23 protein-coding genes and 2 tRNA genes are annotated in these 26436 nt (G+C 67.1%); 17 read left to right on the top strand and 8 right to left on the bottom strand.

The window, feature by feature from the left end; all coding sequences use genetic code 11:
- The first annotated feature begins 302 nt into the window (after positions 1-302).
- Together FHW73_RS07985 and FHW73_RS07980 are read left to right on the top strand one after the other, a co-directional pair.
- On the top strand, positions 303-815 hold the full coding sequence (locus FHW73_RS07985) for a DUF4019 domain-containing protein (RefSeq protein ID WP_183426176.1): 513 nt from the start codon (positions 303-305) through the stop codon (positions 813-815).
- A gap of 153 nt (positions 816-968) precedes the next feature.
- Positions 969-1712 (top strand): alanyl-tRNA editing protein, encoded by a 744-nt coding sequence (locus FHW73_RS07980; protein WP_221187478.1) that lies wholly within the window; start codon positions 969-971, stop codon positions 1710-1712.
- 135 nt (positions 1713-1847) lie between these two features.
- Here the strand turns inward: FHW73_RS07980 and FHW73_RS07975 are convergent, their stop codons facing one another.
- Entirely contained in the window at positions 1848-2069 is a 222-nt protein-coding gene (locus FHW73_RS07975) for an RNA-binding S4 domain-containing protein (RefSeq protein ID WP_183426175.1), read from the bottom strand.
- A gap of 194 nt (positions 2070-2263) precedes the next feature.
- Here FHW73_RS07975 and FHW73_RS07970 point away from each other — a divergent pair, with 194 nt between their 5' ends.
- On the top strand, positions 2264-3358 hold the full coding sequence (locus tag FHW73_RS07970; RefSeq protein WP_183426174.1) for a sensor domain-containing diguanylate cyclase: 1095 nt from the start codon (positions 2264-2266) through the stop codon (positions 3356-3358).
- Here FHW73_RS07970 and FHW73_RS07965 read toward each other — a convergent pair.
- Together FHW73_RS07965 and FHW73_RS07960 are read right to left on the bottom strand one after the other, a co-directional pair.
- Positions 3348-4289 carry a DMT family transporter gene (locus FHW73_RS07965; RefSeq protein WP_183426173.1) on the bottom strand — a complete coding sequence of 314 codons (942 nt, stop codon included), beginning with the start codon at positions 4287-4289 and terminating at the stop codon, positions 3348-3350. The two genes, FHW73_RS07970 and FHW73_RS07965, sit on opposite strands and share 11 nt — an antisense overlap.
- Before the next feature lie 65 nt (positions 4290-4354).
- Positions 4355-4942, bottom strand: a complete 588-nt coding sequence (locus FHW73_RS07960; RefSeq protein WP_183426172.1) for a Fe-Mn family superoxide dismutase — start codon at positions 4940-4942, stop codon at positions 4355-4357.
- 116 nt (positions 4943-5058) lie between these two features.
- Here FHW73_RS07960 and grxD point away from each other — a divergent pair, with 116 nt between their 5' ends.
- The 5 genes from grxD (at position 5059) to ppnN (ending at position 11753) form a co-directional block, all read left to right on the top strand.
- On the top strand, positions 5059-5379 hold the full coding sequence (gene grxD / locus FHW73_RS07955; RefSeq protein ID WP_183426171.1) for a Grx4 family monothiol glutaredoxin: 321 nt from the start codon (positions 5059-5061) through the stop codon (positions 5377-5379).
- Positions 5376-6134 carry an SDR family NAD(P)-dependent oxidoreductase gene (locus FHW73_RS07950; protein ID WP_345776163.1) on the top strand — a complete coding sequence of 253 codons (759 nt, stop codon included), beginning with the start codon at positions 5376-5378 and terminating at the stop codon, positions 6132-6134. Before grxD ends, FHW73_RS07950 begins: the two co-directional genes overlap by 4 nt.
- Positions 6131-6730 carry a YhgN family NAAT transporter gene (locus tag FHW73_RS07945; protein ID WP_183426170.1) on the top strand — a complete coding sequence of 200 codons (600 nt, stop codon included), beginning with the start codon at positions 6131-6133 and terminating at the stop codon, positions 6728-6730. The genes FHW73_RS07950 and FHW73_RS07945 overlap by 4 nt, the downstream gene beginning before the upstream one ends.
- A gap of 258 nt (positions 6731-6988) precedes the next feature.
- Positions 6989-10249 carry a TonB-dependent receptor gene (locus tag FHW73_RS07940; protein WP_183426169.1) on the top strand — a complete coding sequence of 1087 codons (3261 nt, stop codon included), beginning with the start codon at positions 6989-6991 and terminating at the stop codon, positions 10247-10249.
- Positions 10250-10364: 115 nt separating this feature from the next.
- Positions 10365-11753 carry a nucleotide 5'-monophosphate nucleosidase PpnN gene (ppnN, locus tag FHW73_RS07935; RefSeq protein WP_183426168.1) on the top strand — a complete coding sequence of 463 codons (1389 nt, stop codon included), beginning with the start codon at positions 10365-10367 and terminating at the stop codon, positions 11751-11753.
- Positions 11754-11777: 24 nt separating this feature from the next.
- Here ppnN and FHW73_RS07930 read toward each other — a convergent pair whose 3' ends face one another.
- Positions 11778-12797, bottom strand: a complete 1020-nt coding sequence (locus FHW73_RS07930) for a histidine kinase (RefSeq protein WP_183426167.1) — start codon at positions 12795-12797, stop codon at positions 11778-11780.
- 147 nt (positions 12798-12944) lie between these two features.
- Between FHW73_RS07930 and FHW73_RS07925 the strand changes: the two genes are divergently transcribed.
- Genes FHW73_RS07925 through FHW73_RS07900 form a run of 6 tightly spaced genes read left to right on the top strand, consistent with a single transcriptional unit; the run spans position 12945 to position 19489 of the window.
- Positions 12945-13472, top strand: a complete 528-nt coding sequence (locus FHW73_RS07925) for a GspH/FimT family pseudopilin (RefSeq protein ID WP_183426166.1) — start codon at positions 12945-12947, stop codon at positions 13470-13472.
- A 47-nt stretch (positions 13473-13519) separates the two neighbouring features.
- Entirely contained in the window at positions 13520-13966 is a 447-nt protein-coding gene (locus FHW73_RS07920) for a prepilin-type N-terminal cleavage/methylation domain-containing protein (RefSeq protein WP_183426165.1), read from the top strand.
- A complete protein-coding gene (locus FHW73_RS07915) occupies positions 13963-14817 on the top strand; it encodes a prepilin-type N-terminal cleavage/methylation domain-containing protein (RefSeq protein ID WP_183426164.1) in 855 nt (284 codons plus the stop codon). Before FHW73_RS07920 ends, FHW73_RS07915 begins: the two co-directional genes overlap by 4 nt.
- Before the next feature lie 17 nt (positions 14818-14834).
- Positions 14835-15395, top strand: a complete 561-nt coding sequence (locus FHW73_RS07910) for a PilX N-terminal domain-containing pilus assembly protein (RefSeq protein ID WP_183426163.1) — start codon at positions 14835-14837, stop codon at positions 15393-15395.
- Between the two features lie 3 nt (positions 15396-15398).
- Complete coding sequence (locus FHW73_RS07905; protein ID WP_183426162.1) at positions 15399-19058, top strand: PilC/PilY family type IV pilus protein; 3660 nt, start codon at positions 15399-15401, stop codon at positions 19056-19058.
- Between the two features lie 2 nt (positions 19059-19060).
- Positions 19061-19489, top strand: a complete 429-nt coding sequence (locus FHW73_RS07900) for a type IV pilin protein (RefSeq protein WP_183426161.1) — start codon at positions 19061-19063, stop codon at positions 19487-19489.
- A 128-nt stretch (positions 19490-19617) separates the two neighbouring features.
- Here FHW73_RS07900 and FHW73_RS07895 read toward each other — a convergent pair.
- Together FHW73_RS07895 and FHW73_RS07890 are read right to left on the bottom strand one after the other, a co-directional pair.
- Positions 19618-19694: transfer RNA gene (locus FHW73_RS07895), tRNA-Asn, on the bottom strand.
- A gap of 90 nt (positions 19695-19784) precedes the next feature.
- Complete coding sequence (locus FHW73_RS07890; RefSeq protein WP_183426160.1) at positions 19785-20312, bottom strand: GspH/FimT family pseudopilin; 528 nt, start codon at positions 20310-20312, stop codon at positions 19785-19787.
- Between the two features lie 180 nt (positions 20313-20492).
- Here FHW73_RS07890 and uvrB point away from each other — a divergent pair, with 180 nt between their 5' ends.
- From uvrB to FHW73_RS07875, 3 genes are all read left to right on the top strand, one after another.
- Positions 20493-22523, top strand: coding sequence for an excinuclease ABC subunit UvrB (uvrB, locus tag FHW73_RS07885; RefSeq protein WP_183426159.1), 2031 nt, complete (start codon positions 20493-20495; stop codon positions 22521-22523).
- 191 nt (positions 22524-22714) lie between these two features.
- Positions 22715-22966, top strand: a complete 252-nt coding sequence (locus FHW73_RS07880; protein WP_183426158.1) for a type II toxin-antitoxin system prevent-host-death family antitoxin — start codon at positions 22715-22717, stop codon at positions 22964-22966.
- Positions 22963-23217: a Txe/YoeB family addiction module toxin gene (locus FHW73_RS07875; protein ID WP_183426157.1), complete on the top strand. Its 255-nt coding sequence runs from the start codon at positions 22963-22965 to the stop codon at positions 23215-23217. Before FHW73_RS07880 ends, FHW73_RS07875 begins: the two co-directional genes overlap by 4 nt.
- Positions 23218-23343: 126 nt before the next feature.
- On the opposite strand, the gene FHW73_RS07870 is transcribed toward FHW73_RS07875, so the two are convergent.
- A tRNA-Val gene (locus FHW73_RS07870) sits at positions 23344-23418 on the bottom strand.
- A gap of 139 nt (positions 23419-23557) precedes the next feature.
- Positions 23558-26290: a TonB-dependent receptor gene (locus FHW73_RS07865; RefSeq protein WP_183426156.1), complete on the bottom strand. Its 2733-nt coding sequence runs from the start codon at positions 26288-26290 to the stop codon at positions 23558-23560.
- Between the last annotated feature and the right edge of the window lie 146 nt (positions 26291-26436).

Here is a 26436-nt window from a genome sequence, read left to right as displayed (position 1 = left end):
CCAGCAGTTGCCATCGCAGCGCCCAGCCCCGTTTGCGCCTGCGTGGGCCAGTGGCAGGCCGTGCCCATCGCCGCGCAGATCCCACCGTCCGGTCGCCGGCGCAGGTCGCGTCCCGATGCGCGCGGACAGGCGGCATCGGGTCGTCGGCAGGGCACGGTCGGCGGGGGCTGCAGGGCATGGCGGGCCGGGTGGTCAAACCCCGAGCATACCCGCGCCGGGCGTCGCCCCGCCCAGTTGCCGGCCCCGGTCCGAGGCGTACACTCGAGCCCTTCGACCCGTCTGCCGCCTGGAGCGTCACGCCCATGAACAAGCTGCGCCTGTCCCTGTCGATCGCCATGCTCGCCGCGGCCGTGTCCGCCGCCCATGCCCAGCAGCCCGCCCCGGCGGCGCAGCCGGCAGCGGCGCAACAGCCCGCGCAGCAGCCGGCGCTCACCGCCGAGCAGCAGGCGCAGATCGCGCGGCAGGATGCCGAAATCAGCGCCGCCGCGCTGCAGATCATGCAGATGATCGATGCCAACCGCGCCGGCGAGGTCTGGGACGGCGCCTCGGCGACGATGAAGGGTCTGGTCTCGCGCGAGGACTTCGTGCGCCAGGTTGCCGCCGATCGCAGCCGGCTGGGCGCACCGGCCTCGCGCGACCGTCCGGTGGTGAGCCGGTCGAGGTTCGGTGCCGGCGAGTCCGTGCCCGAAGGGATCTATCTCAACGTCGCCTCGCCGACGAAGTTCGCCAACCATGCGCAGCCGATCCGCGAACTGGTGTCGTTCCGCTTCGACGATGACCGCACCTGGCGCGTGTCGGGCTACAGCGTGCGCTGAAGCCCCCGACCCGCGATGAGGCGGGCGGCTGCTTGAAACGCGGCGCCCGCTTGCTCGCCGACGGCGCGATCGAAGGCCGTCGGCGGTCGCGCGCCGCCGTTCGGTACCCGCGCCTGTCCCAGCTCGCACCGCCCGGTGGCGCGTCGATCCGCAGTGACGTTGCGCCCGCCTGGTCGCTGTGGCCGACGGTGTGCGTTCGGCCTCTTCGCTGCTCCGATCCAAGATCTGACTCGACCCAGTGACAAGGCTGTGAGCGCTATGGAACGTGCGTTCTGGAGTACCCCGTACCTCGCCAACCTGGATGCCGAGGTGCTCGCCATCGACGGACGCGAGGTGGTGATCAGCCCGACGATCTTCTTCGCCGAATCCGGCGGCCAGGAGTCGGACCGGGGCACCATCGGCGGCATCGAGGTCGAACAGGCGCGCATCGTCGACGACCGGATCGTCTATCGCCTCGCCGCCGAGCCGGATTTTTCAGTCGGCGACCAGGTCGCCGTGGCGATCGACTGGCCACGCCGCTACGCGCTGATGCGGCTGCATTTCGCCGCCGAGATCGTGCTCGAACTGTTCTACAAGAAGTTTCCGGCCATGGAGAAGGTCGGCGCCCACATCGGCCAGAGCAAGGCACGGATCGACTTTGCCTTCCAGGGCAACATCAGCCGCCACTTTCCCGAGATCGAGCGGGACGTGGCGCAACTGGTTGCCGCCGACCTGCCGATCGAAAGCCGGTTCACCGATGCGGCGCGTCTGCGTCGCTGCTGGTCCATCGCAGGCTTTGCCCAGGTGCCCTGTGGCGGTACGCATCTGCGCAGCACGGCCGAAGTCGGGCGGATCCGGCTCAAGCGCAACAACATCGGCGCCCACAAGGAGCGCGTCGAGATCTACTTGATGGATTGACGCGACCGCCCGGCCCAGGCAGCGCCCACGCAGCAGTTGGCCGCGTGCGTGCTGGCTGGCCAATGCGCTGGCGCGTTCTGCGGTCCTGTTATGCCTGGCCTGGTCCGCGTGCCGGCGGCTTGCGGCATCGCACGCTCAGGCGGCGACCACGCGGATCGTGTGATCGCCGACTTGCACCGTCTGGCCCGCGCGGATCTTGCAGGTCTTGCGCAGTTCGACCGCGCCATCCACGCGCACCGCACCGCTGGCGACCAGCACCTTGCCCGCGCCGCCGCTCTCGCACAGCCCCTCGAGCTTGAGCAACTGGTTGAGTTCGACATGCTCGCCTTCGAGCTGGAATTCGACGGGTGCGGGCATCGGGATCCTCCGGACGGGCGGTCATTATCGTCATGCGCGGGTGGCCATGCGAGCAGCGATTGCCGTGCGCGAGCGCCCATCGTCCGCGGCCGTCGACATCGGCTTGCACGGGCTGCGCTAGGGTGCCAGCAACGGAATGCTCGGGAGTCCTCGATGTTCGATTCTCTCGCCACTGTGGTCAGGATTGCGGCGGCATGATCCGCCCCGACCGGCCGGCGAACGAAGCCGAGCGCCAGGCCGCGCTCGACGCCTATCGCATCCTCGACACGCCGCGCGAGGCCGCCTACGACGACCTGGTGCGGATCGCCGCCGCGATCTGCAATGCCCCGATCGCCGCGATCACCCTGGTCGACCGCGACCGGCAGTGGGTCAAGGCGGTGACCGGCATCGAGGCAGTCGAGACGCCACGCGACGACTCGTTCTGCGCGCAGACGATCCTGACGCCCGATGAGACCCTGGTGGTGGAGGACGCGAGGCGCGATCCGCGGTTCCGCGACCTGCCGATGGTCACCGGGGCGCCGGGGGTGCGCTTCTATGCCGGCGCGCCCCTGCGCTCGGCCGACGGACATGCACTGGGGGCACTGTGCATCGTCGATGCCCATCCGCGCGCGCTCGATGCGCCCCAGCGCGAGGCGCTCGAGGCGCTGTCGCGCCAGGCCTCGCGCCTGATGGAACTGCACCGCGTCAGCGGCGCGCTGCATCTGCAACTCGAGGAGCGGGCCTGGTACGAGCAGCAGTTGCTGCAGTACCAGCAGGCGCTGGAGCTGCAGAACGCCGACCTCGCCGAGCAATCGGCCACCGATCCGCTCACTGGGCTGGCCAACCGGCGCGGCTTTGCCTGCACGCTCGAGCAGGCGATCGCGCAGGCGCATGCGCAGGGCGCGCCCTTGTCGATCGCGGTCGTGGACATCGACCACTTCAAGGCGATCAACGATGCCTACGGCCATGCCGAGGGCGACCGGGTGCTGCAACTGCTCGGCGGGCTGCTGCGGCAAACCGAGGCCGCGCGCGGTCGCATCGCTCGGCTCGGCGGCGAGGAGTTCGTTCGCCTGCTGCCCGGGTGCACTCTGGCGCAGGCGGTCGAGGTCTGTGACGCGATGCGTGTCTCGGTCGCGGCGATGCCATCGCCCTTCGCCCTGACGGTCAGCATCGGCGTGGCCGATCTCGCCGACGACGATAATGCGGCTGCGCTGCTGTCGCGCGCCGATGCCGCGCTGTATCAGGCCAAGCGCAGCGGCCGCAACCGGGTCTGCGCGCTGCCCAGCGGCGCGGCCGCGCTCAGCGGGTGATCGACTTCGCCTCGCCGGTGCCGATGTTCTCGGCATGCACGATCCGGCGCGGGCGCGCCAGCATCGGATACACCAGCACCGCTGCGAGGATGATCGCAACCCCGGCATAGAAGCCCGGTGCGAGCTCGCGCTGCTCGCCCAGCAGCACGATGGCCAGCGCGATCGCATAGACCGGTTCGAGATTGACCGCCAGTTGCGCGGCGAATGCGCTCATATGGCGCAGCGCGACCAGCGACAGCGCGAACGGCAACAGCGTGCAGGCAAACGCGAGCAGCAGCAGCCAGGCGCCGTCCTGGGCGCTGGGCAGGGTCAGCAGGCTGCCCGCGAACGCCGGGAACAGCAGCGGCATCAGCGGCGCGAGCAGGGTCAGCGTCAAGGTGCCAGCCCCCAGTTCAAGCGCGGTGACCGTGAGCGGGTCGGCGCGCTCGACCAGGCGCTTGTTCATCGCGCCGAAACACGCCACGAACAGCGCCGACAGGGCGCCAACCGCGATCCCCATCCGCATGCCGTCCGGCACGCCGCCCACGACCAGCGCCACGCCCGGCAGTACCGCCAGGCCCAGGGCCAGCTCGCGCCAGGAAAAGCGGCTGCGCGCGACCAGCGGCTCGATCAGCGCCACGAACACCGTCGCCAGCGCCATGCAGGTTGCCGCGACCGAGGCATTGGCCAGCTTGACCGCGCCGTAGAAGGTCAGCCAATGCAGCGCAACCAGCGCGCCGACCCCCGAATAGGCCAGCAGCAGACGACCAGGCAGCGCGCGCAGCCCGCGCCAGACGCGGGGCAGCAACAGCAAGGTGCCCGCCACCAGCAGCATCCGCCACCACACCAGCGGCAACGCGGGCAGGGTGATCAGCTTGCCGAGGATTGCAGTGAAGCCCCACAGCAGCACACACAGGTGGATCTGCCACTGGGCTCTGGCGGTGGGCGTCATCGGGGCATCTCGGCAGGGAGGCGCATTATCCGCAAGCGGACGGCGCCGGCGTCATCGTCTTGTGGCTAGCCGCGCAACCGTGCCGCGACACTGTCCCAACTGACGAGTTGCCAGAACGCGTCGAGGTAGCGCTGGCGGTTGTCGCGGTAATCGAGATACCAGGCGTGCTCCCACAGCGAGGCGGCCAGCAGCGGGGTGTCCTCGCCGGTGAGCGGCGTTGCCGCATTGGCGGTGACCGCCAGGCCCAGGCGGCCGTCGCGACGCTGCAGCAACCATGCCCAGCCGGCGCCGAAGTGGCGCTGGGCCAACGTGTCGAAGCGACTGCGCAGCGTGGCGACATCGCCGAAGTCGCGCGCGATCGCCTCCGCCAGCTTGCCCTTCGGCGCGCCGCCGCCGGCCGCCGCGGGCTTGAGCGAATGCCAATAGAAGGCGTTGTTCCAGGCCTGCGCGGCATGGTCGAACAGCTCACCATGCGCCTTGCGCACGATCGCCTCCAACGGCGCCTCGGCCAGATCGGTGCCCGCCACCAGCGCGTTGACGCGCTCGATGTGCGCGAGCTGATGCCGGCCGTGATGCTGGTCCAGCGTCTCGCCGGACAGGTGCGGTTCGAGCGCGGTGCGATCGTAGGGCAGGGCGGCGAATTCGACAGGCATGGGGCGCGGACAGCTCCGTGGGGCGATGGCGTCGGGTGCGACGCGATAGAATGGGCGGATTCTAACCCCGACCGTCGCCGCCACTGCTGGCGACGCGCCCCTTTCGGAGTCGCCTCGTGTCGATCCTCGAACGCATCCAGGCCGAAATCGACGGCCATGCCGTCGTGCTGTTCATGAAAGGGACCCCGCAGTTCCCGATGTGCGGCCATTCTGCGCGCACGGCCGACGCCCTGGCCGCGGCCGGGGCGCATGATTTCCGCACCGTCAACGTGCTCGAGGAGCCGGAGATCCGCGCCAATCTGCCCCGGTTCTCGAACTGGCCGACCTTCCCGCAGTTGTTCGTCCGCGGCGAGCTGATCGGCGGCTGCGACATCACGCTTGAGCTGCACGAATCGGGCGAGCTGGCCCGCATCCTGGCCGAGGTGCTCAAGCCGTGAGCGCGCCGGTGCTGGACATTCCCGTGCGCCCTGCCGCGCTCGCCGGGCGCACGATCCTGATCGTCGGCGCCCATGGCGGCCTGGGCGAGGCTGCGGCGATGGCGTGTGCCCAGGCCGGTGCCTCGCTGGTGCTGCTCGGCCGCAAGGTGCCGCGCCTGAACCGGCTGCACGACCGGCTGCAGGGGCACGGCCCGGCGCCGGCGCTGTATCCGCTCGATCTCGAAGGTGCGGGGCCCGACGACTACGCGCAGATGGCCGAGCGCATCGAGGCCGACACCGGCCGCCTGGACGGGGTGCTGCACGTGGCGGCCCAATTCTCCGGGCTGACCCCGCTCGAGCACACCGATCCGGCGGCGTTCGCGCGTGCGCTGCACGTCAACCTTACTGCGCGCTGGTGGCTGACCCAGGCTTGCCTGCCGTTGCTGCGCCGGGCGGCCGACAGCGCGGTGGTGTTCGCGATCGATTCGCCGGCCCGCACCGGCGGCGCCTACTGGGGCGGCTATGGCGTCGCCCAAGCGGGCCTGGAAACGCTGGTGCGCATGCTCCATGCCGAGCTCGCCAATTCGCCGGTGCGCGTGAGCGGCCTGTCTCCGCCGCCGATGCGCACTGGCTTGCGCAGCCGCGCGCATGTGGAAGAGGACGATCGGCTGGCGCAGGACCCGGCGCGCGTCGCGCCGCATTGCGTCACCTTGCTGTCGGCGGCCGGCGCCGCCCATCGCGGCCAGGTCTGGTCGCCCGACGGAGCTGCCGCATGACCGTCGCCTCGGCCGCACTGCTGCTGTTCCTGATCCTCGATCCGCTGGGCAACATCCCGGTGTTTCTGAGCATGCTGCGGCGACTCACGCCGCAGCGCCAGCGCGTGGTGCTCGCGCGCGAACTGCTGATCGCGCTGCTGGTGCTGATGCTGTTCCTGTGGGGCGGCAAGTACGCGCTGGAGATCATGCATCTGCGCCAGGAGTCGGTCGCGATCGCCGGTGGCATCGTGCTGTTCCTGATCGGCATCCGCATGATCTTTCCGCCGACCGGCGGGTTGATGGGCGAGATCCCCGACGGTGAACCTTTCATCGTGCCGATGGCGATCCCACTGGTCGCCGGCCCCTCGGGCATGGCCGCGGTGATGCTGATGGGCAGCAACGAGCCCGACCGGCTGGGCGAGTGGAGCCTGGCGCTGCTGATCGCCTGGGGCGCGACCGCCGCGATCCTGTTCTCGGCCACCTATCTCTACAAGCTGCTCGGCGCCCGCGCGCTGACCGCCCTGGAGCGGCTGATGGGCATGCTGCTGGTGGCGATCTCGGTGCAGATGCTGCTCGACGGCATCGTCGGCTTCCTGCGCGACGCACCCGCCGTCTGAAGCGCCTGCGATGTGACCGGATCGCGACGGGCGGTCCGGCCCGTCGCGCTGTATCCGGGAAAAGCCAACGGATTCAGCCGTTTGCGGGATCGGTCCAGTGTCATGGCACTGTCACTGAGCCCCGCTACCGTGTTAACCTGTTCTTAACCACTCGCGCGGTAGCGCGCGCCGTGGCAGGGGACCCCACTCGCTTACCGACCTGACCGTCGCCGCGCCGCAAGGCGCGCGCCGCTATCCACGCATCGAGGCTAACCACCCATGAAACACCCGAATCGCGCCCGACTTTCCAAATTGTCGCTGGGCCTGATCGTCGCACTCGCCGCCGCCCCTGCCTTCGCGCAGAGCACCTCCGCCGGCGTCGGCGGCCAGGTCACGGGCGCTGGCGGCCAGCCCGTCACGGGCGCCGAAGTGACCATCGTCCATACCGAGTCGGGCACGGTCAGCCGCGCCACCACCGATGCCAGCGGCCGCTACAACGCCCGCGGCCTGCGCGTGGGCGGTCCGTACACGATCACGATCACCAAGGCGGGCGAGGGCACCAAGACCGAAGAGAATGTCTACCTGTCGCTGAGCCAGATCAGCACAGTCAACGCCGCGCTGGACAACGACATGACGACGCTCGGTACCGTGGTCGCCACGGCGATCGGCGGCGGCTCGGAAGTCTTCAGCGCCACCAAGATGGGCACCGGCACCAACGTCAACCGCGACGTCATCGAGGCGCTGCCCTCGGTCGGCGGCAACATCCAGGACTACATCCGTCTCGATCCCCGCGTCGCCCAGGTCAACAAGGCGGACGGCCAGATCTCGGTGGGCGGTCAGAACCCGCGCTACAACGCGATCCGCGTCGACGGTGTGTCGGTCAGCGACACCTTCGGCCTGGAAGACAACAACCTGCCGACGCGCCGCCAGCCCGTCGCCATGGATGCGCTCGAAGCGATCAACGTCGACATCTCCAACTACGACGTGACCATCGCCGGCGCAACCGGCGCGGTGATCGATGCAGTCACCAAGTCGGGCACCAACGAGTTCAGCGGTTCGGTCTACGGCGCCTATCGCGACGGCGACTGGTTCGGCAAGGATCCCGAGGGCTTCGAGTTCGACGGCTTCGAGAAGGAGCAGACCTACGGCGTGACGTTCGGCGGCCCGATCCTGAAGGATCGCCTGTTCTTCTTCGCCAACTACGAGAAGCAGGAATGGAAGGCGCCGGGCTCGAGCCTGGCCGACAGCGCCGTGGGCACCGGTGCGATCTCGCAGGCGCAGGTCGACGAGGCGGTCCGGATCGCCCGTGACGTCCACGGCTTCGACGCCGGCGGCCTGGGCGACACCGACGGCAGCACGACGATGGAAGAGCGTGCGGTCAAGATCGACTGGAACATCACCGACAACCATCGCGCCAGCTTCCGCTACAGCGAGGTCGACCAGAGCCAGCTGCGGACCCCGTCCACCAGCGGCACGATCGTCAACCTGAGCTCGACGCACTACCAGCAGGAAAAGTCGATCAAGAACTACGTCGCGCAGATGTTCAGCGACTGGAGCGAGAATTTCTCGACCGAGTTCAAGGTGTCCTACCGCGACTACGCGTCCGAGCGCGTGAGCCCGAACACGCTCGCCAACATCAAGATCTACTTCGAGGGTGACGAGGCCAACCCGACCGGGCGCTTCATCCAGATGGGCCAGGACGTCAGCACCCCGCTGAACCTGCTCACGACCGAGACCTGGACCGGCTACGGCGCCGGCGTGCTCTCGTTCGCCGATCACGAACTGAAGTTCGGCGTCGACTACAGCACCAACGACGTCTACAACATGTTCGTCCAGAACGCCTACGGCACCTACGAGTTCTACGAGAGCGGTCTGCTCGAAGAGGGCAACTTTGCCAGTGGGCGCTGGAGCACCTACCAGCTGCACGCCCCGCAGCCGGGCGCGAGCATCGACTCGGTCGGCGCGGCGTTCAAGTACAAGGAACTGGGCCTGTTCGTGCAGGACACCTGGTTCGTCAACAACAACCTGACCCTGACCTTCGGCCTGCGCGCCGACAAGCCCAGCGTCGGCGGCCGTCCGGGCTTCAACCAGGCCGCGCTCGACGCCTTCGGCTACGACAACAGCTACGCGCTGGGCAAGGACGAGTGGCTGGTCCAGCCGCGCTTCGGCTTCAACTACACCTTCGACAGCGAGCGTCCGACGCAGTTGCGCGGCGGCATCGGCCTGTTCCGCGGCACCTCGCCGCAGGTGTGGTTCGGCAACGCCTACAGCAACACCGGCCTGAACTACGTCCGCTACGACCTCGAGCTCGGCGACGATGTCGACTGGCGCACGCTGCCGTTCGAGCCCAACGGCCTCGACCAGACGCGTCCGACCGGCGCGGGCGCCGGCGGCGAGATGAACGTCAACTTCGTCGGCCCCGACTTCGAGCAGCCCTCGGTGTGGAAGGCCAACCTCGCCATCGACCACGAACTGCCGTGGTACGGGCTGGTCGCGTCGGCCGAACTGCTGGCCACCCAGGTCAAGAGCGCGCTGTTCTACCGCAGCATCAACATCGGTGAGTCGGTCTTCAAGGGCCCCGATGGGCGCGACATGTACTACGACCCGGCGCGCATCGGCCGCAGCTGGACCTCGGGCTCGAACCGCTATCGCCGCAACACCGATTTCGGTCAGGTGTTCTTCCTGGACAACACCGACAAGGGCGAGAGCCAGCAGTTCACGCTGTCGCTGGAAAAGCCCTGGTCGCCTGACGGCCACTGGTCCTGGAACGTGGGCTACACGTTCACCAACTCGAACTCGGTCAGCGACATGACCAGCTCGACCGCGAGCTCGACCTGGAACTACAACTACATCTTCAACGCCAACGAAGACGTGGCCTCGACCTCGCGCTACGAGATCCGCGATCGTTTCTCGGCGTCGTTGAACTGGCGTCACAACTTCTTCGGTGATTACAAGACCTCGGTCGGCGTGTTCTACGAGGGCCGCACCGGTCGTCCCTTCAGCTACGTCTTCACCAACGACGCCAACGGCGACGGCCGCAGCGGCAACGACCTGTTCTACGTCCCCAACGCACCGGGCGACGTGCTGTTCGGCAGCCTGAGCTCGTCGGGCGTGTTCACGCCGGATCCGGCGATGGAAAACCGGTTCTTCGAGTGGCTGGAGCAGAACCAGGACCTGCAGCGCTACCGTGGCGGTCACGTCGACAAGAACGGCGGTCGCGCCAGCTGGGTCAACAGCTTCGACATCCGTGTGAGCCAGGAACTGCCCGGCTTCTTCAACGGCCACAAGTCGGAGATCTGGCTGGACATCATGAACGTCGGCAACCTGATCAATTCCGATTGGGGTCACATCTACGACTACGGCTTCTTCGCCAACCGTCGTGTGCTGACCGCCGCCGGGATCTACGACGGCAAGTACGTCTACAGCAACTTCGATCCCAGCCGCGTCGAGCCGCCGACCATCGCCAACAACTCCAACAGCATCGGCAACACCGGTGTGTCGCAGTGGTCGCTGCAGTTGGGCTTCCGCTACAAGTTCTGATCCAACGCGCCGTCAGGCGTTCAGGGAAACGGCCGGGGAAACCCGGCCGTTTCCGTTTGTGCGGGCGGCTGCGCTACAGTGCCGCACCTGTGAAAACAAGCCGAAGAAGAAGCAGATGAGCGAGACAAGCGTGGCGGCGACGGGGCTGCCGGTGGTGAATGCCTACGTGTACCCGCGCGGCGGGCTGGATGTGCTGTCCCGGGACGAGGTCGCGCGCCTGAAGGACGCCTCCAGTGGCGGCATGCACGACCTGCTGCGGCGCTGCGCCCTGGCGGTGCTGACCAGCGGCAGCGCCTCCGACGACCCGCGCGCGGCGCAGGAGCTCTACCCCGATTTCGACATCCAGGTGCTGCAGCAGGACCGCGGCATCCGGATCGAACTGATCAATGCGCCCGGCATGGCCTTCGTCGACGGCCAGATTATCCTCGGCGTGGCCGAGCTGCTGTTCGCGGTGGTCCGTGACCTGGCCTATACCGCGATCGAACTCGGGCCGGAGTACGCGGCCGACCTCGAGTCGTCGTCGGGTATCACCAATGCGGTGTTCGGCCTGCTGCGCAATGCGCGCCTGCTGCAGCCCGGCGACCCGAACATGGTGGTGTGCTGGGGTGGCCACTCGATCAGCCGCGCCGAGTACGACTACACCAAGCTGGTCGGCTACCAGCTCGGCCTGCGCGGCATGGACATCTGCACCGGCTGCGGCCCGGGGGCGATGAAGGGGCCGATGAAGGGCGCCAACGTCGCGCACGCCAAGCAGCGCCAGTACCCGGCGCGCTACATCGGCATCACCGAGCCGGGCATCATCGCCGCCGAGTCGCCCAATCCGATCGTCAACCAGCTGGTGATCATGCCCGACATCGAGAAGCGCCTCGAGTCGTTCGTGCGCCTGGGGCACGGCATCATCGTGTTCCCCGGCGGCGTGGGCACCGCCGAGGAGATCCTCTATCTGCTGGGCCTGTTGCTGCAGGAGGAAAACCGCGACATCCCGTTCCCGTTCATCCTGACCGGGCCGACGGCGTCGGCGCCGTACTTCGAGCAGATCGACCAGTTCATCCGCCTGACGCTGGGCGAAGAGGCCGCGTCGCGCTACGAGATCATCGTCGCCGACCCGGAGAAGGTGGCCAAGCGCATGTCGGCCGGCATCCGCAAGGTCAAGGAATACCGGGTCGCGCACAAGGACTCGTTCTACTTCAACTGGTCGCTGACGATCCCGCTGGACCTGCAGCGCCCGTTCGTGCCGACCCACGAGGCGATGGCCGCGCTCGACCTGCACCACGGCCGGCGCCCGCACGAGCTGGCGGCGGACCTGCGCCGGGCGTTCTCAGGCATCGTGGCCGGCAACGTCAAGGAAGACGGCCTGCGTCGGGTCGAAGAGTACGGTCCGTTCCAGATCCACGGCGACAGCGACATCATGCAGTCGCTCGACGCGCTGCTGCGCGCGTTCGTCGAACAGCGGCGCATGAAGATCTCCGGCGAGTACCGCCCCTGCTACGAAGTCATCGCCTGAGTCTGGCGGCCACCGTCCGGCGCTTCAGGCGCCGGTCGGCAGCGTCACCGTCGCACTGAAGCCATCGGCCTCGGCACGAGTCACCAGCGCGGCTCCCGGTGCGAGCGCGGTGAGCCGCGCGCGCACAGCCTCCAGCCCGATGCCGTGGCCGCTCGACGCAGCAGGCGCCTGCGCCGCGAGCGGATTGCCGATCCGGATCGTGACCTGACCGGGCTGCACCGACACCTCGATCTCGACCGTGCCGCCTTCCAGGCGCGGCTCGACGCCATGCTTGATCGCGTTCTCGACCAGTGGTTGGATCGCAAGCGCCGGAACGGGCGTGGCCGCGACCGCGGCCATCGCGTCGGGCAGTGTCCAGCGCACCTCCAGGCGGCTACCGAAGCGCAGCGACTCGATTTCCAGGTAACGCCGCACAAGCGCCAGTTCCTCCGAAAGCGGGATCACGCCCGGCCCGCTGAAGGCGGCGCGGAACAGGTCGGCCAGGTCGAGCAGCAGGCGCTCGGCTTCCTCCGGGCGGTCGTGGACCAGCGCCGCGCCGGTGTTGAGCGTGTTGAACAGGAAATGCGGATGCAGACGCGCGCGCAGCAGTTCGAGCTCGGCGGCATCGGCGCGGGCCGACGACTGCAGCGCCCGCCAGTAGTTCTGGTAGATCAGCAGCGCCAGCAGCCCCGCGATCGCCGCCAACGCCACGACCCGCACCAGAAACCGCAGCGGCGACTCAGCGGCCATCGGGCCGCCGGCAAGCTGCCAGCCGGCCCAGGCGACGCTCGAGGCGACGACCACCAGCAGCGCGAGCATCGCCCACGACCAGGCCTGCGGCGGCAGTCGCAGCAACAGCGGGCGCGCGAGTCGCACCGCGCCGAGCAGCACCAGTACGATCCACAGCACTGCCAGCGACGTGAGCCCGAACCGGATCGGCCAGTCGGCATCGAGCGGCCGGGCGAGGCTGAGCATCGCCGCCAGCGCCTGGCTCGACAGCACTACGGCAACCAGCACGGGCGCGGTGAACAGGGCGAGCAGCGGGTGGGGCCGGGGCGCGGGCATGGGGTCTGACGGACGGGACGGGACCGCCATCGTGCCGCAAACCACGCCGGTGCGACCGTTCGGGCCGCCGCAGCGACCATCCGTCGGCCACCGCTGGCGTCCGGGCCGGGTGACCTCTAGTGTGCGGCCGATCGGATTGGGGGTGCTATGCGCAGTGGCAGACACGGCCTGCAGGGCCGCATCGAAGCGGGCGGGTTCTCGCTGGTCGAGCTGATGGTGACGGTCGCAGTGCTCGCGATCCTGTCGGCCGTCGCCGTGCCATCGATGACTGGCCTGATCAATGCCAATCGGCTGTCGAGCGCGTCGAGCGAGCTGGTGGCGGCCGTGCAGTTCGCGCGGTCGGAGGCGGTCCGCCGCAATGTCCGAGTCAAGCTGTGCGGTACCGCCGACGGCGCGACCTGCACCAAGGCGGCGGCGTGGTCCGGCTGGCTGGTCGTCGACGAAAGCGGCGCGAAGCCCGAGGTGCTGCGTGCGCTGGTCGCGCCGGAAAGCCTTCAGATCAACGGCCCGGCCGACGGTGTCGTATTCCGGCCCTCGGGCCTGCTGTCGGCGGCATCGTCGCTGACCGTGTGCATGCCCACGACGAATCCCTCGAGCAACCAGCGCGTGATCAACATCAACATCAGCGGGAGCGCACGCAGCAGCAGCAAGGACGGGAAGGGACAATGCGCCTGACTGGACACCCAAGACGCGCCCTGGCGCCGCCGCGCGGACAGCGCGGTGTGAGCCTGATCGAAGTGCTGGTCGCCGTCGTCGTGCTCGGCATCGGCCTGCTCGGCACCGCGGCGCTGCAGGCGGTCGCGATGCGTGCGGGCCAGAGCTCGCTGGCGAGCAGCATGGCAGTGGTGCAGACCAATTCCATCATCGAGGCGATGCGCGCGAACATTGCGCAGGCCAGCGCCTACAACATGGCGATGACCTGCGATGTTCCGACCGAGGCTGGCACATTGGCCCAGCGCGATCTGCGCGACTGGATGATCGCACTCAAGACCACGGTCGGCGCCGGTGCGGCCAGCGCCGCCGGCGGCGCAGCGGCTGCGGCGCTGGATACGACCACCTGTGCCAGCATCAGCGGCTGCCCGGATGCCTGCGCAGTCGTCGTGCAGTGGGACGACACGCGCGCAGGTGGCAATGCGCAGCGTCAGGTCGAAACGGTGACACGGCTATGATCCGACCCGGTTTCCAGGCGCGCCACCGCGCCGCCGGCATGGCGCTGGTCGAGTTGATGATCGCCATGGTGCTGGGCCTGCTGGTCGTCGGCGCCGCATTCGCGATCTTCCTGTCCAACCAGCGCAGCTATACCACCAACGAGGACCTGAACCGGATCCAGGAGAATGCGCGGATCGCGCTGGACCTGATCGCACGCGATATCCGGGCCGCCGGTGGCTCCGCCTGTTCGAGCGCATCGGAGATGGCCAGCGGAGGCACCAATGCGCTGCTGTTCCGCGATACCCCAATCACGGGCAATGCCAGCACGTTGCGAGTTGCGTCGGGTGAGGATGCTGCATACAAGATCGCGGCCGCATCGGCCACGGGCCTGACGTTGGCACCCGGCCAGCTTTCGAAGGCCTCCAACGTGTTCAGTGCGGGAGATGTGCTGCTGCTTTGCAATGCGCGCAAGACCTTCGTGGTCACCGCGACCGCGGTTGGCGACCAGACCATCAGTTTCGCTGCGCTGCCATCCGGATATGATCCTGCGGCCGACCCCTATGCGTCGCTGGCGACGGTGGCACTGGCGCGGTTCCGCGACGTCACCTGGTCTGTCGCCAACAACGCCAACGGCAAGCGGTCGCTGTTCGTCAAGCGCGGTGGCGGCGCGGCCGAGGAAGTGATCGAGGGCGTGCAATCGGTCGCCTTCTCGTATCTGGACAGCAGCACCGGCCTCTACTCGGCAACGCCGAATTTCGCGAACGTGATCGCAGTCCGGGTCGAACTCGTGCTGCAGGGCGCGGCCGTCGATGGCAGCCCGCTGCTGCGGCGCGCATCGAGTGTGATCAGCGTGCGTGGGAGAACCCTATGACAGTTTCAGGACGATGGATGCCGCCAGGTGTCCGCCTTGCGTCCGGCCGCGCTTCCGAGCGCGGCATTTCTCTGATCGTGGTGATGGTGCTGTTGGTCATCACTGCGCTGCTGGGCATCGCGATCCTGCGCAGCGCCACGCTGCAGGAGCGCATGAGTGCGAACACCCGCGACCGTGGGCTCGCGTTCGAAGCCGCTGAAGCGGCCCTGCGCTATGCGCAGCAGAACGTACTGGGCGTCGCACCCGATGCCACGGCGCCTACCCTGACCTGGGCCAGCATCGTGCCGACCGCCGCGCACTGCGCGAACCTGGGCGTCTGCCCGACCGGGTCCGCGCCCGTCTGGAAGTCCGTGCCCACTGGAGCCTTCAACCCCAAGGGGTTGGTATCGCAACCGGAGTACTGGATCGAGTATCTGGGAACCGGGCCTGGTTACCAGGGCAGTTGCGAGGTGGTGCCCGTGCCGCTCGACTGCCAGAGCCCGATTTTCCGCATCACCGTCAAGAGCGAGGCAGTGGGGCGCGCGCAAGTCGTGCTGCAGGCCAATGTCGTCAGCCGCATTCCGCAGCCGGGAGCCTGAAGCATGTCCGTCTCCCTCCCTGTCCGTCGCCGCACGGCCACCTCCCAGCGCCGCTGGTGGTCCGGGCCGGCAGCTTGCCTGGTGACGTTGCTGGCGCTGCCCGCCAGCGCGGGGATCACCATTCCCGACGATCCGTTGACCACCGCCAGCCGCGTCGCGCCGAACATCCTCTTCATCCTCGACGATTCGGGGTCGATGGCGTTCGAGACGATGCCCGACAACCCGCCGAGCACCTCGATGCCAGATGTCTCGAACGGGACCTACACGCGCAATTCGTTGGCCTACAACCCAGCCGTCACCTATCTGCCCTGGCGTCAGGCGGACGGCACGCGCATGAGCGGCGGCACGAACTTCAATGCGGTCTACGGCAGCTTCAATCTGGTCGGCGGAAGCACGATCAATCTCGCCAGTGGATCGAGCTGCCGGCGCTACAACCGCAACAGCAACTCCACCAACGACGAACTCTCTTCGGGCGGAACGCAGGTGTGTGGAGGCGTGCAGACGTTCTACGTGCCCAAGGACCCGTCGAGAACGGAGGCGTCCTACCTGAACAACGGCGAGAATTACTACCGCTACCAGATCAGCGGCGACGATGTCGTACGCAGCGAGTACGGTGCCGTGTCGTCGAGCACTGGCAACGTGGCGGGATATCCGGTGTCCGGGCTGTCTGCGAGCCGGGGACAATCGCTGTCCTACACGGTCACCGTGCCGGCGGGCACCACTGCGCTCACCATTGCGATCAATGGCGGAACGGGTGACGCCGATCTGTATGTGCGCCTCAACGCTCAGCCGAGCTTGTCAAACTACGATTGCAGGCCTTACGCAAGCGGCAACAACGAGAGCTGTTCGTTCAACCCGCCAGCCGGCGGCGGGACCTACAATGTCCTCGTCAACGCCTACAGCAACTTCAACAACGTCACGCTCAGCGCCGTGACGAGCAACAACAACCGGTGTGCGTCGGGGACGGGTTCGCGGGATTGGATCAACTGCCAATCCGCAACGCCTACGGGCCGCACCGTTGCGGCCGAGCAGGCCAACTACGCGACCTGGTTCTCCTATCACCGGACGCGAATGAAAGCCGCGAAGGCGGGGGCGTCGGAAGCATTCACCGACCTCGACAGCCGTGTCCGCGTTGGATTCCGCACGATCTGGGACCGCAACAGCTTCGACATTCCGGTCAACGACGGCAATGATGGCCGCTTCGTCGACAATCCCGGTGGGCAGGGGACCTCGGCGACGACCTCGCGCTCGACTTGGTATTCCCGGCTGCAGAATGTCATCGCCTACAACGGCACGCCACTGCATGGCGCGCTCGACTCGGCCGGGCGCTATTTCAGCCGCACGGATGCGCAGGGCCCTTACGGACCACAAGCGACATCCGGGCAGTTCTCGTGCCGTCAGAACTTCGCGATCCTCACCACCGACGGTTACTGGAACGACACCAGTAACAATTACAGCGTCAAGGTCGGTAACCAGGATGGCAACCCTGGTTCGACGATCACCGGCACCAACAATCAAAGCTACCGCTACAGTCCAAGTGCGCCTTATACGGACGGTTACTCGGACACGCTGGCCGACGTGGCAATGCGCTACTGGAAGGCGGATCTGCGAACGGACCTTGCCAACAACGTCCCGACCAACTCGGCTAACCCTGCGTTCTGGCAGCACATGGTGACGTTCGGCATCTCCATTGGCCTCAATGGCAACAAGCCTTGGTCGAGCGTAGGGGCGGTGCCGTCGGACGCCACCTGGGAAGATCCCACAGATCGCGAGGATGCCGACCGCATCGATGATCTGCTGCATGCGGCAGTCAATGGCCGTGGTGCGTTCGTCGCCGCATCCAATCCTGAGGAATTCAGCGCCGGCCTCCAAGGCGCGCTCGCTGTGATCTCGCAACGCACGAGTTCGTTCTCCAACGTTGCGTCCAATTCGGTCTCGCTCGATACAGGCTCGCAGGTCTTCAACGCCAGCTACGTATCTGGCACGTGGACGGGGGCGGTGACCGCGCGTGCCGTGACGCAGTCGGGCGTCGCGAGCACGGTCAGCTGGACGTCGACGGTGCCGGCCTGGGCCTCGCGCAAGATCTTCACCGTCAGCGGGGGCGCGGGCGCGAACTTCCCCAGCGCCGCGCAGGTCACTGCGCTGGCACGTGGGGGCGGTCCTTCGAGCTTCCCCGTCACTGGTGAGAACAACGCCAACTATCTCAAGGGACAGCCGACTCTGGAGGAGCGCAACGGCGGTACGTTGCGCAACCGCGCGTCGATCCTGGGCGACATCGTGGGCTCGTCGCCCGCCTATGTGGGCGACACCAATACGCTGTATGTCGGTGCGAACGATGGCATGTTGCACGCATTCGACGCAGCCAACGGACAGGAACTGTTCGCCTATGTGCCGGGCATCATCGACATCTCTGCGTTGTCGACGCTGAGCCGGCCCGATTACACGCATCGCTACTTCGTCGATGGTCCCGTATCGGTCACGTCTCGAGCCCTGACACCGGGAAAGAATCTGTTGATCGGGACGCTCGGCCGCGGCGGCAAGGGCGTGTTTGCACTCGACGTGAGTGCGCCGCGAACGGCGACCGCGACACGTGTCTACAAGTGGGAATTGAAGGACACCACGACCGGCAGCGACGGCAACATGGGGCTGGTGATGGGCAAGCCGTTGCTGTCAAAGGTCGCCGGTGGCCGGGTCGCCGCGGTGCTGGGGAATGGCGTCAACAGTTCGCGTGAGAAGGCCGTCCTGATCGTGCTCGATGTCGAAAGCGGAGAGATCATCCGGCAGATCGATACGGGTATCGGCTCGGCCGATGCGCCAAACGGGCTGTCGGCGCCGGTGGGGGTCTACAGCGCGGACGGCCAAACGCTTGCTTATGTCTATGCAGGTGACATGCTCGGCAACGTGTGGAAGTTCGATCTGACCAGCACCAATGCGACGCAGTGGAGCGCCAAGCGGCTGTTCACGGCGCAGGACGCCAACGGGACCGCGCAGCCGATCACCGGTGCGCCGACCGTGACCACGCATCCGACGACGCGCAAGCGCTGGGTGTTCTTCGGTACCGGGCGCTATCTCACGACCGAGGATGCCGATGCCCGGAATACTGCGGTGCAGACGCTCTACGGTCTTGTTGACGACGATCCGGCGACCCCGCCGACTCGGTCCGCACTCACGCGGCGCACGATCACAGTGCAGAGCACGACCGTCAGTGGCCTCGCGGCACGCGCCTTCGAATCGCGCAGCGCATTGCCGGCGAACTCAAAGGGGTGGTACATCGACCTGCCCGGCAGTGGTGAGCGGATCGTGCAGGATGCGCAGATCGTGTCCTCGTTCCTGGTCACGGCCAGCGTGATGCCTTCGGGTAACGCTTGCGACGCCGATGGCTCGGGCTTCATCAACGCGCTCGACGCGTTTACCGGTACCAGTGCCGGTGGTTCCTATTTCGACCTTGACGGCGACGGGCAGACAGACGATGCGGGTGTGAGCTCCCCGAACGGGCCTCTGCCGGTCGGGTCGGTCAATCCCGGGGTCGGCATGCCGACGCTGCCCAATCTGCTGCGCGGTCGCCTCGTGGTCGGCGGCACCGCTGGGTCCGACCTGCGCACCCTGGGCACGTCGCGTCCGCGCTGGGATCGCGTATCGTGGCGCGAGCTCCGAGGAGACTAACGATGACGCATGCATTCTTTGCACGCTGGCATGCGCGCCGTCGCGCGCAGACTGGTTTTTCGCTGATCGAACTAATGATCGTCGTCGCGATCATCGGCATCCTCGCCGCGATCGCCTATCCGAGCTACATGCAGCATATCGTCAAGACCCGCCGTGCGGCGGGCACTGCATGCCTGATGCAAGCAGTGCAGCAGATGGAACGCTTTTACACGGCCAATCTGACGTACGCGGGGTCGCCGACCAGCTTCACTTGCGACAACGAGGCATCGACGTACTACACCGTCAGTAAAGTGGCGGGCTCATCTAGCGCCAGTACCTACACCTTGAGCGCGGCACCCAAAGGTGTTCAGGACACCCAGGATAAGACGTGCGGCACGTTGACCATCACCAACACAGGGGTGCGTTCGCCGATGACGGGAAATTGCTGGTGATCATGGGACGCGTCGCGTCGGTGTCTGGCCGGCGCTTCGCATCGAACACTTAAGACTTGTTGAATGGTCCGTCATGGACGAGGCAACAAAGAAAAAGGCCTGTGCACTGCACAGGCCTTTTTCGAATTTGGCGCCCGAAGTTGGACTCGAACCAACGACCCCCTGATTAACAGTCAAGTGCTCTAACCGGCTGAGCTATTCGGGCGGGGACGCGTAGTTTAAGGGTTCGTCGCGGGAGGTCAAGCGCCTGAGACGGCGCGTGCCTCCGCGGTGACGAGCGCGGCCGGGCGGGGCGTCAGCCTGCGCCGCACGGCGCAGCGTCCGTGGCCCGTTCGGTCCGCACGCGCCCGACATTGTTGACGACGAGCTGGCGCTGCACACGGCCGGCGCCGCAGACGGCGATGGTCAGGTTGGTCCCGACGCTGCGGCCATCGGGCCGGTAGCGCACGAAGGGGCGGTTGGCCTCGAAGGCGAGGTCGCCGTTCGCCAGCCCGGCCGGGCTGGCGATGCGCAGCAGGTCGTGGTCGGCGTCGGCGGTGAGATTGCGGTCCGGGTCCCGCAGCACCACCCAGCCGAGCGTCCAGGCGCCATCGTCGCGGCATCGGTTGTCCTCTGTGCGCGGGCAGACGACGACGCTCTTGCCGCCGGTGATGGCGGTATTGCGGGCCAGGGCCAGGTCGGTCCTGAGGTGCTCGGCCGCCGATATCGCGCGGTAGGCCGCGATGGCCTGCGTAAAGGCGGGCACTGCGACCAGCGCGAGTACCAGCAGTACGCCGACCGTGCACATCAGTTCGAGCAAAGTGACGCCGCGTTCGCGGTGCATGGCCGATCCTCCTGAACGGGAACGGTCAGCATGGCCGGTCCGGCTGGCACCTTCGCTCGGTGCATGCCGCCTCCACGTGTCGGAAACCACCGGCTGCTATCGTCAGGGGCTCTCCGCGCCGGCGGTTGTCGCCAGCGCCGGTCGCCCCCATTTCCAGTGCTTCCTCGCATCGCAGACGCCATGAACGACGCCATCCAACCTGCCGGATTCCAGCTCGTCTCGCCCTACCAGCCGGCCGGCGACCAGCCGCGGGCGATCGAGCAGTTGGTCGAGGGCTTCGAGGCCGGTCTGGCGCATCAGACACTGCTTGGCGTGACCGGCTCGGGCAAGACCTACACGATCGCCAACGTGATCCAGCGGGTGCAGAAGCCGACCCTGGTGATGGCGCCGAACAAGACCCTGGCCGCCCAGCTCTACGGGGAGTTCAAGTCGTTCTTCCCGCACAACGCGGTCGAGTACTTCGTCAGCTACTACGACTACTACCAGCCCGAAGCCTACGTGCCGTCGTCGGACACCTACATCGAGAAGGACAGCTCGGTGAACGAGCACATCGAGCAGATGCGGTTGTCGGCGACCAAGGCGCTGCTTGAGCGGCGCGATGCGATCATCGTGTGCACGGTTTCGGCGATCTACGGCCTGGGCGATCCGAACGAGTACTTCCGGATGGTGCTGCACATGGTCCGGGGCGAGCGCATCGATCAGCGCGAGCTGATCCGTCGGCTGACCGAAATGCAGTACAGCCGCAACGACCATGAACTGCGCCGCGGTACCTACCGCGTGCGCGGCGAGACGATCGACGTGCACCCGGCCGAGTCGGACGCCGAGGCGCTGCGCATCGAGCTGTTCGACGGCGAGATCGAGCGCATCACCCAGTTCGACCCGCTGACCGGCGAGACCCGGCGCACGCTGCAGCGTTACACGATCTACCCAAAATCGCACTACGTGACCACGCGGCGCACGACGCTCGATGCGATCGAGGCGATCAAAGCCGAGTTGCCGCCGCGGCTGGAGCAGTTCTACGCGGAGAACAAACTGGTGGAGGCGCAGCGGCTGCAGCAGCGCACCCAGTTCGATCTGGAGATGATGGCCGAGGTCGGCTACTGCAATGGCGTGGAGAACTACTCCAGGCATCTGACCGGGCGCATGCCGGGCGAGGCGCCGCCGTGCCTGTTCGACTACCTGCCGCCCGATGCGCTGCTGGTCATCGACGAGTCGCATGTCACCGTTCCGCAGATCGGGGCGATGTACAAGGGCGACCGCTCGCGCAAGGAGACGCTGGTCAACTTCGGCTTCCGGTTGCCGTCGGCGCTGGACAACCGGCCGTTGAAGTTCGAAGAGTGGGAAGGGCGCTCGCCGCGGGCGATCTTTGTCTCGGCCACCCCCGGCAGCTACGAGATGGAGAAGTCACAGGGCCAGGTGGTGGAGCTGGTCGTGCGTCCGACTGGCCTGATCGACCCGGTGGTGGAGATCCGGCCGGTCGCGACCCAGGTGGACGACGTGCTGGGCGAGATCCGCGAGCGCGTGGCGATGGGCGACCGGGTGCTGATCACGACGCTCACCAAGCGCATGGCCGAGAACCTGACCGAGTACCTGAGCGAGCACGACGTCAAGGTGCGCTATCTGCACTCGGACATCGACACCGTCGAGCGGGTGGAGATCATCCGCGACCTGCGGTTGGGCAAGTTCGACGTGCTGGTGGGCATCAACCTGCTGCGCGAGGGCCTGGACATGCCCGAGGTGTCGCTGGTCGCGATCCTCGATGCCGACAAGGAAGGCTTCCTGCGTTCGGGGGGATCGCTGATCCAGACGATCGGCCGCGCCGCCCGCAACCTGCGCGGCAAGGCGATCCTGTATGCCGATCGCATCACCAATTCGATGCAGACCGCGCTCGACGAGACCGACCGTCGCCGCCAGAAGCAGGTCGAGTACAACGCCGAGCATGGCATCACACCCAAGTCTGTCGCACGCGCGATCGTCGACATCATGGAGGGCGCGCGCGCCGAGCCCGAGCTCGAGAAGAAAGGCCGCGGCAAGGGCCGCAAGGTTGCCGAGCCGGCCGAGGACTACGCGGCGCTGTCGCCGGACAAGCTCGCCGCCAAGCTCAAGACGCTCGAGCAGCAGATGTACCAGCACGCGCGCGACCTCGAGTTCGAGGAGGCCGGGCGCCTGCGCGACCAGATCCAGAAGATCAAGGCGGTGGCGCTGGGGTAGGCGCCGTCATCGGCCGGTACGCTCCCGAGGCCCGTAGGGGAGGGCGTGTCGGCCGTGCGCATGTCTCGCGAGGCATGGCGCGCCGCGCCCGATGACTGCGCGGGTGGAGGGTGGGGCCGCAAGTCGCTGAATTGGTTGAATGTTCATCTGCTTGGATGTACGTTATCCCGTACATACCCGAGATGGCCGCCATGGATACCCTAACCTACACCGCCGCCCGCGCCACGTTGGCCGACACGATGGAGCGCGTGGTCAACGATCATGAGCCGGTCATCATCACGCGCGGGCGTTCGCAGTCGGTGGTCATGGTCTCGCTGGAGGACTACAAGGCCATGGAGGAAACCGCCTATCTGCTGCGCAGTCCCAAGAGCGCGCAGCGCTTGCTGCGTTCGATCGCGCAGCTTGAATCCGGTGGCGGACAGGTACGGGATCTGATCGAGTGATTCTGCAATTCTCGGAGGATGCCTGGGAGGATTACCTCTACTGGCAGCAGGCTGACAAGAAGCTGCTCAAGCGCATCAACGAGCTGATCAAGGCCATCCAGCGTGATCCCTTCCAGGGCATCGGCAAGCCCGAGCCGCTTCGGCACGCGCTCGCGGGCTACTGGTCCAGGCGCATCAACGATGAGCACCGGATCGTCTACAAGGTCGAAGGCGATGTGCTGATGATTGCGCAGGCCCGCTATCACTATTGACGCTTCGTCACGCCTGATCGTCCGGCTGTGAAACGGTCCGGAAGCGGTATCTCCGTAAACGAAAAACCCGGCACGATGGCCGGGTTTGTCTGATGCCACGAAGACGCCTGAAGGCTGGGTCTTGCGTGGTGGGCGGTACAGGGTTCGAACCTGTGACCCCTACCATGTCAAGGTAGTGCTCTACCGCTGAGCTAACCGCCCGATGTTGCTGCCCGCCGCTTCGGCGAGGTCGCGCATTCTAGCCCAGTCATCGGAGGTGCACAAGCGTCTCCAGGTTCAGATGCCTTGCGCCTGACGTGGGCCGCCGGCCGCGCGCAGGACGCCGCGCGGCCGGTATGGGTCAGAAGCGGTAGTTGACGCCCATCAGATAGGTGCGGCCGTAGTCGTAGAACTGGTTCGGGCGCTCCTGCAGGCCGTCGAAGGTCGAGCGGAAGGGCTCGTTCTCCAGGTTGTTGACCTGCAGCAGCAGCGACAGGCCCTCCAGGCGTCCGCTTTCGAACGCGTAGCCCAACTGCAGGTCGGTCACGGTCTCGCCGGTGAACATCACCTTGGTGCGGTCGCCGCCGGCGCCCTGGACCTCGCCGAGGAAGTCGGAGCGGCTGCGCTGCGATACGCGGGCCGAGAAGCCGTAGCGCTCGTAGTACAGCGCGACGTTGGAGACGTACTTCGACAGGCCGGGCAGGGGCTCGGAGCTGTCGGGGCCGTTGGGCGCGATGTCGCTCTCGGTGTCGGAATAGTTGCCCATGAAGCCGAAGCCTTCCAGCGGCGCCCACAGCAGGCCCAGCGGGAGCGATACGGCGAACTCCCAGCCCTTGATCGTGCCGCCCTCGCCGTTGACCGGCTGGCTGTACTCGCCGATCCACGACGGCGGCAGGTTGCCCGGCAGTTCGGGAGGCAGCGGCAGCTGGCTGAAGTCGAACGCGGTCGTCTGACGGTAGATGTAGGTCTTGAGGTCCTTGTAGAAGTACGCCGCACTGACGTAGCCGCGCCCGATCGATTCGTTGCCGAAGTACTTCTCGTACGAGAGGTCGTAGGCATTGGCCAGCCACGGATCGAGCTCGGGGTTGCCGCCGCTGCCGGTCCAGCGGTCGCGGCTGCGGTCGATGCTGTAGCTCCCGCCTGCGGTGAGTTCGTCCATGCGCGGCCGCGCCATCTGACGCGAGGCGCCCACGCGCAGGAACTGCTCGGCGGGCAGGCCAAAGGACAGGTTCATGCTCGGCAGGTAGTGCACGTGGTCGGCGCCGCGCTCGCTGGGCGCTTCCAGCGCCGCGCCTTCGAACGTCGCCACGCCGGTCGAGCGCTGGCTGGCGTTGACCACCTGCACGCCGACGTTGCCCTTGAGCGGCACCGGGCCGAGATCGGTGTCGATGTCGGCCTGCACGTAGAGCGTGCCGATCTCTTCGTGGATCTCCCAGTTCTTGTCGTTGATCGCCGCATCGTCCTTGCGCCACGGGCGATAGACGCCGGCGGCAAGCATCGCGCGCTCGTCGAGGTCGAGGATCGTCGGAATGCCGGCGAAGCCGAAGGCGCTGCTGCGCACGTACTGTCCCGGGATCGCAACGCTGAGATCGCCAGTGCAGGCGTCGGTGACGCACAGGGTGTACTCGGTCGAGGCGCGGCTCTTGCGGCGGTCGGTGATGTTGCCGCCGAAGCGCAGGGCGGACACGAAGCCGGCATCGAAACGGCGCTCGAGGTCGACCCGGAACGCACTGATCTGATCGCGGACCTCGAAGTTCTTCAGGTAGCCGGCCTGGTCGCGCTCGCCGCCCCAGCGGTCGGGATCGCGCAGGACGAAGCCGCCCGGTGCGCCGAGGTCGTAGTCCAGGTCGATGTCGTACCAGCCCTCGGGATTGAACACGTAGCGGCCCGAGCTGGTGACGCCGGCTGGCGGCGTGGCGTAGACCTCGAACAGTTGCTCGGCGCGGCGCGCGCGCGAGTGACTGACGTCGGTAGTCAGCGTCCAGTTCGCGTTGACCTCCAGCTCGGTGTTCCAGCCAAACGACAGCAGGCGGTCGTCCATGGTGTTGCTGTCGTTGCGCAGCACGATCGGCGCTATCTGCGACCAGGTCGAATCGATCGTGGTGCCATTGGGGCTCAGCGTGGCGTCGTCGAGGGTTGCCCGGCCATAGGCCAGGCCGGTCTGCAGACCGTACTTGTTCTCTTGCCGATCGAACTGCGAGTAGAACAGGTCGATGGTGGAGTGCAGGCGCTCGTTGGGCTGGAACTCGAGCACCGCCATGTAGCCGTCGCGGCGATTACTGCCTTCGATGGCATAGGCGGCGGTGCCGCCGAGCACGGCGTTGCCCGCGTAGCCTGGGTACTCCTTGTTGAAGTTCCACGACTCGAACTGGTGGCCGAGGTTCGGGCTGTCGAGGCGGGCGTAGCCGAGCGCGATGCCGACGGTGTTGTCGGCGAACTGATCGATGTACGAGATGCTGGCGCGGCTGCCGTATTCCTTGTCGTCGCCCAGCTTGTTCATGTCGCCGCGCACGTTCACCGCAATCGCGCGCTCGCCGAACGACAGCGGGCGGACGGTCTTCATGTTGACTGTGCCCGACAGGCCCTGGCCGACCAGCTGCGCATTGGTGGTCTTGTGCACCACGACCTGGCTGATCAGTTCGGACGGGTACTGGTCGAACTCCACGCCGCGGTTGTTGCCGAAGCTCACCTGCTCGCGGCCGTTGAGCAGCGCGGTGGAGAAATCGCCGGCGAAACCGCGGATGTTGAGTTCCTGCGGGCGGCCGCCGAAACGCTGTGCCGAGATGCCGGGCAGGCGCGCCAGCGAGTCGGCGATGCTGGTGTCGGGCAGCTTGCCGATGTCCTCGGCCGAGATCGCCTCGGCGATGGTGTCCTCGGCTTGCTTGGTATCCATCGACAGTTCGATGCCGCGGCGGATGCCGGTGACGCGAACGCTGTCGAGCTGCACGGCGTCGCCGCCGGAGGCCGGCGTCTGCGTCGAGGCGGTGTCGGTCTCGTTCGACGACGTGGTGGTCTGCGCATGTGCGCCGGTTGCGAGCATCAGCAGCGCAGACGACAGCGCAACGCTGAGCAGATTGCGATCGAGCTTCGACATCTCCCCTCCCAAGGGTGTCCAGCAGGCAGTGTTCGGGGCGCGCCGTCGGCATCGGAACGCGATGGATCGGACAGGCCCCGCGATTGGCGGCCATGGTAGTCCTGGGGTTCGGATCCGGCGGCGCACTGCATACGTATTCATGGCGC

Origin of the sequence: Luteimonas sp. RC10, assembly GCF_014192745.1 — a bacterium.
In the GTDB taxonomy this organism is placed as follows: Bacteria; Pseudomonadota; Gammaproteobacteria; order Xanthomonadales; family Xanthomonadaceae; genus Luteimonas.
The sequence above is the reverse complement of the archived record's forward strand: the minus strand, read 5'-3'. Positions and strand labels throughout refer to the sequence as shown.

What these genes read in the sequence shown, in the direction of transcription:
- FHW73_RS07910 (WP_183426163.1), top strand. Translation starts at nt 14,835, where the DNA reads ATGCCGCCAGGTGTCCGCCTTGCGTCCGGCCGCGCTTCCGAGCGCGGC.
- uvrB (WP_183426159.1), top strand. Translation starts at nt 20,493, where the DNA reads ATGAACGACGCCATCCAACCTGCCGGATTCCAGCTCGTCTCGCCCTAC.
- FHW73_RS07960 (WP_183426172.1), bottom strand. Translation starts at nt 4,942, where the DNA reads ATGCCTGTCGAATTCGCCGCCCTGCCCTACGATCGCACCGCGCTCGAA.
- FHW73_RS07890 (WP_183426160.1), bottom strand. Translation starts at nt 20,312, where the DNA reads ATGCACCGCGAACGCGGCGTCACTTTGCTCGAACTGATGTGCACGGTC.
- FHW73_RS07915 (WP_183426164.1), top strand. Translation starts at nt 13,963, where the DNA reads ATGATCCGACCCGGTTTCCAGGCGCGCCACCGCGCCGCCGGCATGGCG.
- FHW73_RS07900 (WP_183426161.1), top strand. Translation starts at nt 19,061, where the DNA reads ATGACGCATGCATTCTTTGCACGCTGGCATGCGCGCCGTCGCGCGCAG.
- FHW73_RS07905 (WP_183426162.1), top strand. Translation starts at nt 15,399, where the DNA reads ATGTCCGTCTCCCTCCCTGTCCGTCGCCGCACGGCCACCTCCCAGCGC.
- FHW73_RS07985 (WP_183426176.1), top strand. Translation starts at nt 303, where the DNA reads ATGAACAAGCTGCGCCTGTCCCTGTCGATCGCCATGCTCGCCGCGGCC.
- FHW73_RS07970 (WP_183426174.1), top strand. Translation starts at nt 2,264, where the DNA reads ATGATCCGCCCCGACCGGCCGGCGAACGAAGCCGAGCGCCAGGCCGCG.
- FHW73_RS07925 (WP_183426166.1), top strand. Translation starts at nt 12,945, where the DNA reads ATGCGCAGTGGCAGACACGGCCTGCAGGGCCGCATCGAAGCGGGCGGG.
- FHW73_RS07940 (WP_183426169.1), top strand. Translation starts at nt 6,989, where the DNA reads ATGAAACACCCGAATCGCGCCCGACTTTCCAAATTGTCGCTGGGCCTG.
- FHW73_RS07865 (WP_183426156.1), bottom strand. Translation starts at nt 26,290, where the DNA reads ATGTCGAAGCTCGATCGCAATCTGCTCAGCGTTGCGCTGTCGTCTGCG.
- ppnN (WP_183426168.1), top strand. Translation starts at nt 10,365, where the DNA reads ATGAGCGAGACAAGCGTGGCGGCGACGGGGCTGCCGGTGGTGAATGCC.
- FHW73_RS07965 (WP_183426173.1), bottom strand. Translation starts at nt 4,289, where the DNA reads ATGACGCCCACCGCCAGAGCCCAGTGGCAGATCCACCTGTGTGTGCTG.
- FHW73_RS07975 (WP_183426175.1), bottom strand. Translation starts at nt 2,069, where the DNA reads ATGCCCGCACCCGTCGAATTCCAGCTCGAAGGCGAGCATGTCGAACTC.
- FHW73_RS07945 (WP_183426170.1), top strand. Translation starts at nt 6,131, where the DNA reads ATGACCGTCGCCTCGGCCGCACTGCTGCTGTTCCTGATCCTCGATCCG.
- FHW73_RS07880 (WP_183426158.1), top strand. Translation starts at nt 22,715, where the DNA reads ATGGATACCCTAACCTACACCGCCGCCCGCGCCACGTTGGCCGACACG.
- FHW73_RS07930 (WP_183426167.1), bottom strand. Translation starts at nt 12,797, where the DNA reads ATGCCCGCGCCCCGGCCCCACCCGCTGCTCGCCCTGTTCACCGCGCCC.